Origin of the sequence: Paenibacillus sp. FSL M8-0212, from assembly GCF_038004645.1 — a bacterium.
GTDB lineage: Bacteria > Bacillota > Bacilli > Paenibacillales > Paenibacillaceae > Paenibacillus.
Genome location: NZ_JBBORP010000001.1, coordinates 2940683 through 2955010 on the forward strand (window position 1 = coordinate 2940683; position 14328 = coordinate 2955010).

11 protein-coding genes are annotated in these 14328 nt (G+C 46.8%); 7 read left to right on the plus strand and 4 right to left on the minus strand.

Features of this window, described 5'->3' with window-relative positions:
- Positions 1-41: 41 nt before the first annotated feature.
- Positions 42-785, minus strand: a complete 744-nt coding sequence (locus MKX68_RS13105; protein WP_340912107.1) for an MBL fold metallo-hydrolase — start codon at positions 783-785, stop codon at positions 42-44.
- Between the two features lie 203 nt (positions 786-988).
- On the opposite strand from MKX68_RS13105, the gene uxaC reads away from it, so the two are divergent.
- The 4 genes from uxaC to MKX68_RS13125 all read left to right on the plus strand — a co-directional run bounded on the left by uxaC (position 989) and on the right by MKX68_RS13125 (position 6974).
- The gene (gene uxaC, locus MKX68_RS13110) at positions 989-2431 is read left to right on the plus strand and encodes a glucuronate isomerase (protein ID WP_338589013.1); all 1443 of its coding nucleotides are present in this window, start codon (positions 989-991) and stop codon (positions 2429-2431) included.
- A gap of 402 nt (positions 2432-2833) precedes the next feature.
- Positions 2834-3376: a MarR family winged helix-turn-helix transcriptional regulator gene (locus MKX68_RS13115; RefSeq protein WP_017691772.1), complete on the plus strand. Its 543-nt coding sequence runs from the start codon at positions 2834-2836 to the stop codon at positions 3374-3376.
- Positions 3373-5100 carry an ABC transporter ATP-binding protein gene (locus MKX68_RS13120; RefSeq protein ID WP_340912110.1) on the plus strand — a complete coding sequence of 576 codons (1728 nt, stop codon included), beginning with the start codon at positions 3373-3375 and terminating at the stop codon, positions 5098-5100. The genes MKX68_RS13115 and MKX68_RS13120 overlap by 4 nt, the downstream gene beginning before the upstream one ends.
- Entirely contained in the window at positions 5097-6974 is a 1878-nt protein-coding gene (locus MKX68_RS13125) for an ABC transporter ATP-binding protein (protein ID WP_340912112.1), read from the plus strand. Before MKX68_RS13120 ends, MKX68_RS13125 begins: the two co-directional genes overlap by 4 nt.
- 101 nt (positions 6975-7075) lie before the next feature.
- Here the strand turns inward: MKX68_RS13125 and MKX68_RS13130 are convergent, their stop codons facing one another.
- Positions 7076-7669 carry a hypothetical protein gene (locus MKX68_RS13130; RefSeq protein ID WP_091035960.1) on the minus strand — a complete coding sequence of 198 codons (594 nt, stop codon included), beginning with the start codon at positions 7667-7669 and terminating at the stop codon, positions 7076-7078.
- Positions 7670-8215: 546 nt separating this feature from the next.
- Between MKX68_RS13130 and MKX68_RS13135 the strand changes: the two genes are divergently transcribed.
- Complete coding sequence (locus tag MKX68_RS13135; RefSeq protein WP_340912115.1) at positions 8216-9112, plus strand: diacylglycerol/lipid kinase family protein; 897 nt, start codon at positions 8216-8218, stop codon at positions 9110-9112.
- A gap of 40 nt (positions 9113-9152) precedes the next feature.
- Here MKX68_RS13135 and MKX68_RS13140 read toward each other — a convergent pair whose 3' ends face one another.
- Entirely contained in the window at positions 9153-9743 is a 591-nt protein-coding gene (locus tag MKX68_RS13140; RefSeq protein ID WP_340912116.1) for a GNAT family N-acetyltransferase, read from the minus strand.
- 329 nt (positions 9744-10072) lie between these two features.
- Here MKX68_RS13140 and MKX68_RS13145 point away from each other — a divergent pair, with 329 nt between their 5' ends.
- Complete coding sequence (locus MKX68_RS13145) at positions 10073-10870, plus strand: hypothetical protein (RefSeq protein WP_017691778.1); 798 nt, start codon at positions 10073-10075, stop codon at positions 10868-10870.
- A gap of 155 nt (positions 10871-11025) precedes the next feature.
- On the opposite strand, the gene MKX68_RS13150 is transcribed toward MKX68_RS13145, so the two are convergent.
- Positions 11026-11652 carry a TetR/AcrR family transcriptional regulator gene (locus MKX68_RS13150; protein ID WP_340912119.1) on the minus strand — a complete coding sequence of 209 codons (627 nt, stop codon included), beginning with the start codon at positions 11650-11652 and terminating at the stop codon, positions 11026-11028.
- A gap of 177 nt (positions 11653-11829) precedes the next feature.
- Between MKX68_RS13150 and MKX68_RS13155 the strand changes: the two genes are divergently transcribed.
- Positions 11830-14061 carry an MMPL family transporter gene (locus MKX68_RS13155; protein WP_340912121.1) on the plus strand — a complete coding sequence of 744 codons (2232 nt, stop codon included), beginning with the start codon at positions 11830-11832 and terminating at the stop codon, positions 14059-14061.
- The last annotated feature ends 267 nt before the right edge of the window (positions 14062-14328 follow it).

Consider the following 14328-nt stretch of genomic DNA (forward strand, 5'->3'; position numbering starts at 1 on the left):
TACGATACGAATCCATCACTTATCTAATACCCTCCGTTTACCTACTCCAGTTCAAATGATTCCAACGTACCAACCATCCGCAGATCATGCGCGCTGTTGAACTGTTTCCGTTTGTCCGCATCGGCGTACTCATCATGATAATGCATCAGTACGGTTTTCTGTCTCACTTCCGCGGGTAACTGCTCCAGATCCTTCAATGAGGTATGGGATTTGATCACCAGATCATGCATATGACATTCATGGAAAATCAGCTGCACATCGGCGGCAACTTGCTCCACCCGTTCTTGGTCGAGTGTACTGTCAGCACTATAATAGAAGTAAGGCTTGGCGAGAAGTCCATTGCTGACCATACCGGGAACATGTTGGGTCCGAAACGTCTCAAACGTCACGCCGCCCAGTTCGAATGTGCCTCCATCTGGCAGGGGGACGACATCGTAGTAATCGCTCATGGTACGTTCACCATCCGTTGTGTAGCGCATGCCGGGGGATAAAATGTTCCAGAGCGGATCTACCAATTGTTCGTGGATGAACAGACGAGGTTTGTGGTCGCCTACGATCTGTGCGTAATAACCCAGCATCTGTACACCATTAATATGATCTTCATGCAAATGGGTAATGAACACATTGTGAATATCGGTCATGGCGAACCCATATTCCTTGAGTGCTTTAGCATTTGATTCTGGGAAATCAATGACCAGATGCGTGTCTCCGAATTCAGCCAGCATACTATTGTGGTGCTGCTCCACGCTGAACATATCTCCTGTGCCGAGAAAAGTAACTTTCAATTCATTTCATCTCCTTGTGTGATCTTCAGATCAGCATCCTTGCGTTAAATCCAGTATACCTTGTTCCCGAATATATGCCTAAATCAACCTTTTTTGATAACGCTATCATTTTATATTGAACTTTGATGGCAAACAGTGTAGCGTAAAGATGGGAAGTGAACCCATATGAACGTAAACTCATCTAAAGGGAGCGTGCGAGGCGAATGAAATCTTTTCTGGATGAACAATTTTTGCTGCACAATGAAACGGCGATCAAGTTATATGAGGATTATGCCAAAGACATGCCGATTATTGATTATCATTGCCACCTCAGTCCTCAGGAGATCTACGAGAACAAAACCTTTGGCAATCTTACAGAGGCTTGGTTATACGGTGATCACTATAAGTGGCGGCTCATGCGCGCAAACGGAATTGAAGAGCAATATGTGACCGGCGGCGAAGGAGTGACCGATTACGATCGTTTCCTGGCTTACTCCAAAACGGTCCCCATGATGATCGGTAATCCGCTGTACGCCTGGTCTCATCTGGAATTACAGCGATATTTCGGCGTCTACGAAGTACTGAATGAGACAAGCGCACCAACCATCTGGGACAAAGTAAATGCCAAACTGAACAGTGACGGATTCGGTGCACGTGATCTAATTACCAAATCCAATGTCACTGTTGTGTGCACAACCGATGATCCAACCGATTCTCTGGAGTATCACCTGAAGATTCAGGAGATCGAAGGCTTTGATACCGCCGTATTGCCATCCTTCCGCCCGGATAAAGGCTTGGAATTGAACCGGGATACCTTCGTGGAATGGGTGGGCAAGCTGTCACAGGCATCCGGCACCGCGATTTCCGATTATGAGTCTTTCCTTACCGCACTGGAGTCCCGGGTGGAATTCTTCCATTCCGTAGGCGGCAGAGTCTCTGACCATGCACTCGATTATGTTCCTTACGGCGTGGCTACACGCGAAGAGGCGGGTGCCATCTTTGCCAAGGCACTTGCGGGTCAGAAGGTAACTCGTGAGGAAGAGGACAAGTACAAGACGGTAACGCTGACGTTCCTTGGCAAACTGTATGCAGAGCGAGGCTGGGTGATGCAGTTCCACATTAATGCAGCCCGTAACAACAATACGCGGATGTTTGCCAAGCTTGGGCCGGATACCGGTTACGATGCAGTCAATGATACGCCGCTTTCCGCAGCGATGATTAGATTGCTCGACGCGTTGGAGCAGCAACAGGCATTACCCAAAACGATTTTGTATTCTCTGAATCCAAGGGACAACGAGGTGCTCGCGGCGATCATCGGCAGCTTCCAGGGTGGGGGTATTCCGGGCAAAATCCAGCTTGGCGCAGCATGGTGGTTCAATGATACAAAGGACGGCATGCTTGCTCAGATGAAGGCACTAGCGAATGTGGGACTGCTCAGCCGATTTGTCGGCATGCTGACTGATTCACGCAGCTTCCTGTCCTACACCCGGCATGAGTATTTCCGTCGTCTCGTCTGCAACCTCATTGGTGAATGGGCCGAACAAGGGGAGGCACCGCAGGATCTGGAGCTGCTCGGTCAGATCGTACAGGGCATTGCCTACAACAATGCAAAAGAATATTTCCCTTTTGCCTCAGTGCTTAAAACAGTCTCTGCTTCACAGTCTTGATGATTAACAAGCGCATTTAATCATGCAAGTTATGCAATACAGGAGATTCTCTAGTTTCTAATTTTCCATTACAATAAAAATGCTCCCATTGCTTACCCAGGGTCATCATCCACTGGAGTCAGAATGGGAGCTTTTTTGTAATTTGGATTCATGGCATTGCACATAATAAGTATATCTGGCTCCAATGACGGCAAAATGATAAACCCCATAATCAAGCGCGAGTGGGCTCTTGGTTATGGGTTTATATTGGTTATTTTTAGATGTTTGACATTGGCTTCTTGCGATAATATACTTAGTAAACCTAATTAATTGTGCATCTATTTAATTGTACTGCTATTTAATAGATGTCCTATGATGTTGGATATCTATGGAATGATAAAGAGAAAGAAGGAGGGACCCATTATGACGGATATAGATCCGGTCGCTCAGAAGCTTTTGTACTCCATCATGCAGTTTAATAAAGGCAAATGGAGGCAACATAAACCTCATGGGCGCAATCACAATGAAATTATGGTGCTGGCTTGTTTGCTGCATGGTACGCATCCGGGAGAACGTCTGGATTGGCGGGATAATCCGCCAGATTTTGAGAGAGAGCTGAATGAGAGTCGTCCAGGGCTAAAAGTATCGGAAATCAGTGCGTTACTGCGGGTGAAATCACCAACGATAACCCCGGTTATTCGTGGGCTTGAGGACGAAGGGCTGGTGGAACGAACGATGGACCCGAAGGATCGCCGTGCTGTGCGTATCACCATTACGGAGGCAGGGCGAAACATTATTCGGGCGGCACATGAGGAGCGCATGCAAACATTCAACCAGCTCGTCGAGCATTTGGGTGAGGAAGAAAGCATTCATTTGACGGAGTTGTTGACCAAGGTTTATACCTTTTTTGATACAGTGGTTTTCCAACAGACGGAGACGTCCACACAAGGAGATGATACGCCATGATGAAATTGTTTCGCATGCTGAAGCCTTACCGAATACCGATTATCTTCATTCTGGTTTTGGTACTGTTTCAGTCGCTTGCCGAATTGTACCTGCCTACACTAATGGCAGATATTGTGAATGACGGCATCATTAAAGGAGATATCCCGTATATCTGGCAGATTGGTGGATGGATGCTGGTTATCGCGATTGGTGGAACAGCGTGTTCGGTGATCGCCAGTTACCTCTCATCTCGAACAGCGGGTGGATTTGCCAAACAACTGCGCAGCAGAGTTTTCCGCCATGTGGAGAACTTCTCGCTACAGGAGTTCGATAAGATGGGTACTGCTTCACTGATTACGCGTACGACGAATGACATTACGCAGGTACAGAACGTACTTACGATGATGCTGCGCATGATGATTATGGCTCCCCTCATGTGTATCGGGGGGATCTTCATGGCGGTATCTCAGGACGCCAAATTATCTACGATTTTCCTGGTCGTGCTTCCGGTACTGGGTGGAGCCATTGCGCTAATTGGTGCCAAGGGTTTACCTTTGTTCAAAACCATTCAGAAAAAGCTGGATCGTCTCAACCTGGTGCTGCGTGAGCAGTTAACAGGGATTCGGGTTGTTCGTTCCTTTAACCGTGGGGAGCATGAGAAAGTGCGCTTTAACGGGGCCAACACCGAACTGAGAGATTCATCGATCAAAGTTAATGTGCTCATGGCGACCATCATGCCTGTGATGATGCTGGTTATGAACTTTTCGATGATTGCCATCCTTTATTTTGGTGGAATGCGGATCGACAGCGGCAATATGAATATCGGTGCATTGATTGCCTTCATCCAATATGCAATGCAAATCATGTTCTCACTGATTATGGTTTCCATGATCTTTGTCATGATTCCAAGAGCTTCGGCATCGGCAGAACGGATCAACGAAGTGCTTGATATGCAGCCGGATCTTAGCAATCCCGAGCAGCCTCTTGGCATGAAATCCATGCAGGGTATGATTGAGTTTGACAATGTAACTTTCCGTTATCCGGGTGCAGAGAATCCAGCTTTGTCCAATATCTCCTTCACAGCTCGCTCAGGTGAGACAACAGCCATCATTGGCGGTACGGGTTCTGGGAAATCAACATTGCTCAGTCTTATCCCACGATTTTATGATGTGACCGAAGGTAGTGTTCGGGTAAATGGTACGGATGTGCGTGAACTTCGGCAGGAAGATCTGCGTGCCAAAATTGGCTTTGTACCACAAAAAGCAGTTCTCTTCACGGGTACGATTACGGAGAATATCCGTCACGGGAAAGACGATGCCACAATGGATGAAGTTGTTCATGCGGCCCGTACGGCTCAGGCTGAGAACTTCATTACCGAGATGAAAGAGGGATATGACAGCCTGATCGCGCAAGGTGGTAACAACGTATCTGGTGGACAAAAGCAACGTCTGTCCATTGCTCGCGCACTTGTTCGCCGCCCGGAAGTTTATATCTTTGATGACAGTTTCTCTGCTCTCGATTTCAAAACGGATGCTAAACTTCGTGCTGCGCTGAAGTCCGAAACGACAGAAGCGGCTGTGCTGATTGTTGCGCAACGCGTAAGTACAGTAATGGATGCCGATCGTATTCTGGTCATGGATGAGGGCCGAATTGTCGGTTCAGGAACACATAAAGAGCTGTTGGAGCACAATGAAGTGTATCGCGAGATTGTATCCTCCCAGCTGACAGAGGAGGAGATCGCATGAGTGAACGTACAGAACGCAAGTCGCATCGTCCCCCTGGTGGGCCGGGTCCAGGTCCCGGAATGGGCATGCGACCTCCCGCTGAGAAAGCAAAAGATTTCAAAGGCACACTGCGGCGTTTGATTCGTTATCTCCAGCCCCATAGTTCTCGTCTGTTAGGCGTGCTGGTTGCAGCCATTTTGAGTACCGTATTCAGCATCATCAGTCCAAAAGTTATGGCAGAAGGAACGGATATTCTCAGTAAAGGCGCCATTGCCATCCTTCAGGGTGTACAGGGAGCCGGGATTGATTTTCCTGCATTGATGAAAGTATTATATCTGCTTGGCGGACTGTATCTGTTCAGTGCTGCATTTATGTATGTTCAGCAATACCTGATGGCTGGTGTGGCCCAGCGTGTTGTGTATGACATGCGTGAGCAGATCAGTGCGAAGGTTGGACGTCTTCCTTTGAAATATTTTGACTCCCGCACAACTGGGGAGACACTTAGCCGTGCCACGAATGACGTGGACAATATCAGTAATACACTTCAGCAAAGTTTGGCACAGTTCATTACGTCTATCGTCACAATTGTCGGTGTAATTATCATGATGCTGACGATTAGTCCATGGATGACGCTGATCACGATTTTGACGCTGCCACTTAGTGTGGTTGTTGTCATGCTGGTCGCTTCCCGTTCGCAAAAACACTTTGCGGGTCAACAGAAATCCCTTGGGGAACTTAATGGTCATGTCGAAGAGATGTACACGGGACACAAGGTTGTCAAAGCATTTGGACGTGAAGAACAATCCGTACAGCAATTTGAGAAGGTCAATGAAGAACTGTATGAATCTGGCTGGAAAGCCCAGTTTATCTCCGGTATTATTATGCCGCTCATGAGTTTTGTGGGTAACCTGGGTTATGTGCTGATCTGTGTGGTTGGTGGGATTTTTGTTACACGCGGATCGATCTCTATCGGGGATATTCTGGCCTTCACACAGTACTCCCGTCAATTCACACAACCGATTAACCAGATTGCAAATATCTCCAATATCATTCAATCAACGATTGCTTCGGCAGAACGAGTATTCGAGTTGCTGGATGAAGAGGAAGAAGTTCCGGAGTCCAAACAACCCGTGCAACTACAGCAGCCTAAAGGTGCGGTTGCATTCCAAGGTGTTAACTTTGGATATAAAGAAAATGAACTGCTCATTCATAACATGAATATTGATGTAAAACCGGGACAGACGGTAGCCATTGTTGGACCAACGGGAGCCGGTAAAACCACCCTGATCAACCTGTTAATGCGTTTCTACGAAATTCAGGATGGTCGGATTACGATTGACGGTGCCGACATTAAGGACATGGAGCGTGGCAAGCTGCGTAGTCTGTTCGGCATGGTGCTTCAGGATACCTGGTTGTTCAACGGAACGATTCGGGACAACATTGCGTATGGTCGAGAAGGTTCTACGGAAGACGATGTCATCAAGGCAGCCGTTGCGGCACATGCGGATCACTTTATCCGTACACTGCCTGATGGTTATGATACGGTGCTGAATGAAGAGGCGTCGAACATCTCTCAAGGGCAGAAACAGTTGCTGACCATTGCAAGAGCGATTCTGGCGAACCCGGCCATCCTCATTCTGGATGAAGCGACAAGTAGCGTGGATACACGGACCGAAGTATTTATCCAGAAAGCGATGAATGATCTGATGAAGGATCGCACAAGCTTTGTCATTGCACACCGTTTGTCCACCATTCGCGGTGCCGATCTGATCCTGGTTATGGATCATGGTAATGTGATTGAACAGGGCAATCATGATGAATTGATGGCAAGTCAGGGCTTCTACGCGGATCTGTACAATAGTCAGTTTGCGGAGCAACAACCGCAGGCGATCTGATTACAGATGTAATTAAAAAGAATAGCCGGGAGCACCCTAGTAGGGTTCCCGGCTATTTGTCGTATCTCCAGAGGATTGACGCTGAGATATGAAGTATTTATTTACTGATCCTTAGTCTCCTTTGCAGGTTCATCTGCTCCGTTGCTAGAGATCGAGTTCACTTCTACTTTTGCGTCGTCGCTGTTCACTTCCTCCAGTGCAGACGGAGCGGGTTCACCCGGGATCAATTCGCGCTGCTCAATCATGCGTTTGACGACTTCATAACAGTCATCCACATGTTTGTTACCCACATAGCGCATGGCTGTGAAGCTGAGTGCAGCAGCCAATCCCTGTCCTGCAAAGGGGACAAATTTGGCGACTGATTTGGTGGCTACGCGTACGCCGACTCTTTTCAGAACCTGTACCACCAATTCCTTGGTGATCATACGACCGATGACTTTGCTTCCGATGGACATGACGAATCCATAGATCATGGATTTGGTCTCGGGGTCCATGCCGTCCAGCTGTTTTTGTGATAATCCGAATTTATTGTTAATGGCAGGCAACAGCTGCATCAGCATCCCCACATCAGCCAGTACGTCTGTACCGGGCAGCGGAACGAGTGTTGTACCGGCAGATGCGGTAGCTCTTTTGCGAACCATGGTACGGCATTCCTTGCGAACTTGCTCCAATTGTTCCAACGTTGCCGGAATCATAGGGAATCCCTCCATTCGTATATGGTATAGATATAACCGTTTTGACTCGATTTGAATGGGTTCTCACCAGCAAAATTTGCAGCCTTATGACATAAGGTGTGGAGAAACCCTTTTTCTCATGCATACATCTGGTTAAACAAGGAAATGGTTTTATAAGATAAAGGATCATCTTTATAAGTTGAACCTTACATTTACACGAGAACGAAGAGGACAGAAATAACCTGAAGAAACGAAGTGTTCGCCTAAAAGCTTTCTGCAAGAAAGCTACATCGGAAGCATACGCTTATCCCCATATTTTCACCTTTGCAAAATTAAATCAAAAAAATCTGGGGATAACAGCGATCGGAAGATTATTCTGGCATCGGAGTGGCAAGTGTGAATATTCTTATGTTGAACTTATATAGCTATTACGAATGAATGAGGATTAGGATGCATATCCGGTTGGGGAACCTATTTGAAATCATGATGAGTACTTAGCGCAAGGCTTGTTTACGGCTTCGACCTTTGTGGGTAAAGGGTAACAAGCATTGGAATGGAGGAAGAGGGATGGAATTTAACAAAGCGTTGTTAATTCATCATCATCATTCGGGTAAGGCCAATCGTGAGAATACAGTGGGCCTTGTGGCTGGTGTGCTGGCTCCCGCTGTCCATGAACTCGTCATTGTGCGTACGGATGAACCGGGTGAAGGAGAGAAGTTGTGTCGTGAGCGCGGGGAGCAATTCGATGTGGTGTTTATCCTGGGTGGGGATGGCACAGTACATGAATGCGTGAATGGACTGGCTGATCTGCAACATCCTCCGTTGATTGGTGTATTGCCTGGAGGTACCTGTAATGATTTTGCGCGTTCGCTCGGCATTTCACCGGATGCAGAGACTGCCGCACAAGAAATGCTTGCAGGTCGGGTGGTATCCATTGATGTTGGACGAGCCAATGATCGGGTGTTCACGAACTTTTTCGGTATTGGCTTAATCAGTGATGCATCGCAGAATATTAACGAGAATCTGAAAGGCGCGCTGGGTAAGCTCAGTTATTTTATCAGCACGTTGCAGACGATTAGTCATACAGAGCCGTTTCGTTATCAACTGGAAGTAAATGGGGAAGAGATGGAAGGCGAAGCAGTGATGATCTATGCAGCTAATGGCCGTTTTCTGGGAACGAATGCCCTGCCCTTTGCAACGGATGCGTTGCAGGATGGCGAACTGGACGTGCTCATTATTCATGAGACAGGCATTCCCCTGCTGCGAGAGATTCTGTCACACAAGCCGGAGGGAGATTGGCAACCTCAGAGTGAGAGCATTTCATACTTTAAGGCATCTACGCTAAAAGTAAAGACAGATGCGCCGATGTCAGCTGACACGGATGGCGAATTGTATATGAAGACACCCGCCGAGCTGTCGGTGCTGACGGGTCATCTGAAGTTTCTAACCGGGGAGGGTTATTAAATCCCCCGGTTTTTTAGTTTGATTTTAGCTGATCGGAAACTTAAACATTCCCTACCTGATCTTTCATATGACGTTGTCTGAACTCATCCTCCAGCATGCTCATCTGAATCGCATCATGATATTGATGGTTGTAGAACAAGACATCCCGCTTCACACCCTCACGCTGGAATCCAAGTTTCTCATACGTGCGAATGGCTCGCTCGTTAAAGGCGTACACCTCAAGCTCGATTCGATGCAGGTTACAGATGCCGAAGCCGTAGTCCAGCATAAGCAGCAAAGCCTCGCTACCGTAACCTTTTCCTTGATGCTCGGCATGATTGATGGCAACCCGGATGTGTGCACTGCGATTCTTGGCATGCATGTCCATCAGGACGACATCTCCGATGATCTGGTCATTCTCCTGTAAAGCAATCAGTAGCATCAATCTGGAGTCATCCTGTGCTGCATTCTCAACATAACGTTCAACCTGAGCGCGTGTGAAACTGTTCTGTGTTCCTGTCAGCCTACGCATCTCGGCGTCACACAGACCGGGGAAATAAGCATCCACATCTGTAATCTCGAAAGGACGCAGATATATGCGCGACGTTTCTAGCAGACGGGGGATACGTGGGGAAGGTTTTGAATGTGACATTAGTTGTTCCTCCTATGGGTTCAAGGCTAGTGTTATTCATGTTATGTATCGTATTAATCAACGGAAAATAGATAATTAACAACACTCTACCATATTTTCTCATGCTTGTAGCTATAATGGTCGATATAAGTATTGTCGTGCTTGCTAAGTCGAAGAGAAACCTAGTTTGAAGATTCGTATTACTCTGCTCGAATTACATATTTTGATTTGCTGTACTGTATACATAGCTGCGTTGTAGTAAACCAGACATTCATAGTCTTAAAGAGACGTATCAGTTTACCTTAGCAGGCCGATAGATTCTATAAGAATAGAAATGGGGATTTAACGAAATGCGAAAGTTAGAGAATTGTTTGAAGTGGTTTACTGTTTTTTTAATTTTGGCTACACCGCTGTTTACTTCACCTGGACAGGTCTTAGCAGCGAAAAAAGAAATCTATATTACTCTTTCTGGTGAGAAACACAGATATGTGGGAGAAGTCAAAAATGGTGTTCCTAATGGTAAAGGAATATCCTACTTTCCAAATGGGAAGAAGAGCTTTGAAGGTAAGTTTGTAGCGGGAATGCCTCATGAAGGAAAAAGGTATAACGCAGATGGAAAGCTGTACTCGGATATTTCTAATGGACAGGGAAAGACTTATTACCCAAATGGAAAGTTTAATTATGTTGGTAAGGTGGATAAGGAAACATGGCTTCCTTCAGGTAAGGGTACCGAATATTATCCAGATGGAACGGTTAAGTATAAGGGTGATTTTTTGAATGGTTCGTTTCATGGTCAAGGTAAGTGGTATACAGAATATGGTGAAATGTTCTATCAGGGTACGTTTAAGAATGGTTTGCCACAGGGACAAGGTAAAGCATATCAATATGGAGAAATTGCCTATGTTGGTGCATTTGATAAAGGAGTACCCACGTATTCTGGCAAAATTAAATTGTACGAAGATGGTGTAATCATCTATGATGGGCAGGCTAAAAATGGAGCTATTACCGGCAAAGGTAAAGGGTACTTAAACGGTAAGTTAGTCTATGTGGGCATGTTTAAAAACGGAAGACCAACGGGTGAAGGTAAATTCTATACGGAGAATAGTAGTGATGGCCCTAATATATCTATTTATATCACTGTCGATTAAGTACCAGGTAAGTAATTACAGGAACAATTCAAAACTTTCAGGAGCAGAGTCCTATAATCATGATTAGATTTCAACAAATAAACCATCGGTAGGTGTGTTCATTACATCGCCCGATGGTTTTTGGCATAACTGCTTTTGAGATACAGCTATATATTTTAGTTTCGCCTAACAGCTCCATCCAGAAACAGGGCCACCAGTTCCTGCGCAAGTTCCTCAATGCTGCCGTCATTCATGTTGCGTACATCTTCGCGGTTCGCGAGCATCAGCAGTGACGTAAACGCATGGGCAAGCAGCATGGGGTTCCCGACCCGCAAATAACCATTGTCCATCTCCTTCTGAAAATGGGTGGCTAGCACTTCAAATATGCGAACCTCCGCTTCTCGAATCTGGGCGAGTTGCTCCGTGTCCAGATGTTTCTCGGCTTCTCGCATCATGGTTTCCGTTTCAATATGGGAGTGTTGCATCTTCGCTTCAGCAACCTTAACCAGCCTTTCTTGCAATGAGCCGGGTTCTTCCAGACGGAGCGAAGTCTGCTGCATGCCCATCGCCATCATGCGGGTAATGGCAACAGTGAACAGATCGGCTTTGCTGGAGAAGTGATAATAGATCGATGCTTTGGTTACATTGCATAAAGAAGCAATCTGCTGGAGAGAGACGGGTTCATACCCGTATTCCATAAACAATCGTGAAGCGGTCATCAATATGTTGGATTGCACAGATGCTTGATCCACACCTGTTTTGGGTCTACCCGGTGAACGGGGAATGTTTGTTTTTTTGCTCATAAGTACATACCTCTTTACGTATTTAATTGCTTGTTAGAAGTGTTCACAAAATTAGGCATTGCAAAATTAACCTTCCGGTATATATAATTAACTCGATTATACTATGACCCGTGGTTCATTACTACACCATCACATAAATAGGGCTTCATAGAAACAGAATAGGGAGATGAAGAGACAATGCAGGAAGGTTCGGGTTACGGCCGCTGGGTTGCCGGCAAACGAAGCAAATGGATTACACTGTTGGTATGGATCATTATCGCCGTTGTGCTTGGTATGGTATGGCCTGCTGTAGGTGATCGTGAAACCAATAACGCACAGGATCTGAGTGAATCCAAACCATCGGTTCAGGCAGCTGCACTTGCCGAGAAGGAATTCCCTGGTGGTGAAGGACTGCCCGCGCTGATCGTATGGCGTCAAGCCGGCGGTCTGACGGATGAGCAGATTCAGAACATTCAGGCATTAACGGAGCGACTGGATCAAGATCCGGTAGAACAACAACAGTCCGTTGTGCCACTCTATCAATTACCACCACAGGCATTGAAAGGCCAGCTTTCGGAAGACGGAAGTACTTTGGTTATGCCACTTTTCTTCAATGAAGGTGCCGATTCGGAACAATTGAAGGAAGCTATTGAAGCACTTGAGCAAAAAACACAAGACATCTTCGGGTCAAACCCGTTCGATGTAGCCATAGATGATACCAATACACTGATTGCCCGTGTGACAGGACCAGTAGGGATATCCATTGATGCGAGCGGGCTATTCTCTTCCGCCGATGTATCCTTGCTGATTGCTACGGTTGTACTGGTTTTAGTACTGCTGTTGTTGATCTATCGCTCGCCAGTGCTGGCGATTATCCCGATCATTGCCGTTGGATTCGCGTATATGGTGACAAGCCCCATTCTCGGATTCATGGCGGATCAGGGCTGGATCACGGTGGACGCACAGTCGATCTCGATCATGACCGTATTGTTATTTGGAGCAGGAACGGATTACTGCCTGTTTATGATCTCCAGATACCGTCAAATTCTCTATCATGAGCCGGATAAAAAGAAAGCTATCTTCCAGGCAATCACCGGATCTTCCGGCGCCATTGCCATGAGTGGATTCACGGTCGTTGCAGCACTACTGGTGCTGTTGCTGGCTGAATATGGTGCATATCATCGCTTTGCCGTACCATTCAGTCTGTCCATCTTTATCATGTTTATTGCAAGTCTGACGCTGGTTCCGGCACTTCTTGCGATCTTTGGCCGGGGTTCATTCTACCCGTTCGTACCACGTACACATGAGATGGAAGTGGAACGTGCGAAGAAAAAAGGAAAACCGGCTCCTGCCCCGCGCAAAGTGAAGGAAAGCTGGATTGGCCGTGTTGTAGTAACAAAGCCATGGACCGTTCTTGCAATTACGTTGGTATTGCTGGGAGGACTGGCGGCATTTTCTACTCAGGTTAAATTCACGTATGATCTGTTGTCTTCTTTCCCGGAGGATGTGCCTTCCCGCGAAGGTTTCACCGTCATCGGTGAACAGTTCTCCCAAGGTGAGCTGGCTCCAGTGAAAGTGATCGTTGATGCCGAAGGCAAAGAAACTGATCTGAAGCAGCGTCTCGAATCGCTGGATTACATTAGCAAAGTAGGCGATGCCCAGCAGGGCGCCGAGAATGCCAACATTACCGCCTTTGACGTGGAATTTAATCTGAATCCATATTCCATGGAGGCAATGCAGCATATTCCAGATCTGCGGGCTACTGCGGAACAGGCGCTTCAAGAAGCTGGTGTAGCTAATGTGGACAGTCAGGTCTGGATCGATGGTCAGACGGCTGAACAGTATGACATTGAAGTGGCTGGAGAACGGGATGCCAAGATCATTATTCCCGTGGTCATCGGTATGATTACATTGTTATTACTATTATATCTGCGTTCAGTTGTAGCTACGGCGTATCTGATTGCAACGGTTGTTCTGTCGTATTTCTCTGCACTGGGTCTGGGTTGGATCATCATTCACTACGGACTTGGCGCAGATGCCATTCAGGGAGCGATTCCGCTGTATTCCTTCGTATTCCTCGTGGCACTGGGTGAAGACTACAACATCTTCATGATCTCTAGCATCTGGCAGAAACGCAAAACGATGCCGCTTCGTCAAGCGATTAGAGAAGGTGTTGGCGAGACAAGCTCTGTTATTACATCTGCAGGTCTGATCTTGGCAGGAACATTTGCGGTACTTGCTACATTGCCAATTCAGGTGTTGGTGCAGTTTGGTATAATCACAGCTGTTGGTGTGATGTTGGATACCTTCCTGGTTCGTCCGTTCATGGTGCCGGCTATCACCGCATTGCTGGGCAAATGGGCTTTCTGGCCAGGCAAGTATGTTCCAATTGCAGAGAAGAATGAGGAGAAACAGAACCAGTCCGTGTAATGCATGGATTGGTGAGATGGACAGCGGTGCTTGAAGCCTGCTGTCCATTTCTTTATTTTCCGAACGATGATGACCTCAACCCGTTGTCCTCCTGAGATGGAATGGTGGAACTGTAAAATATCCGCAGGATGAGGCATGATCCTGGCTTTCTTTGTATGGGGAAGGTTTACGTAACCAAGTGTTTTGGGACATAATAGAGGAAGCGTCGGCCTTGGGCAGACGATAGAATTAACAACAATGGGACAACCAGGGGAAGGATGAAAGCAA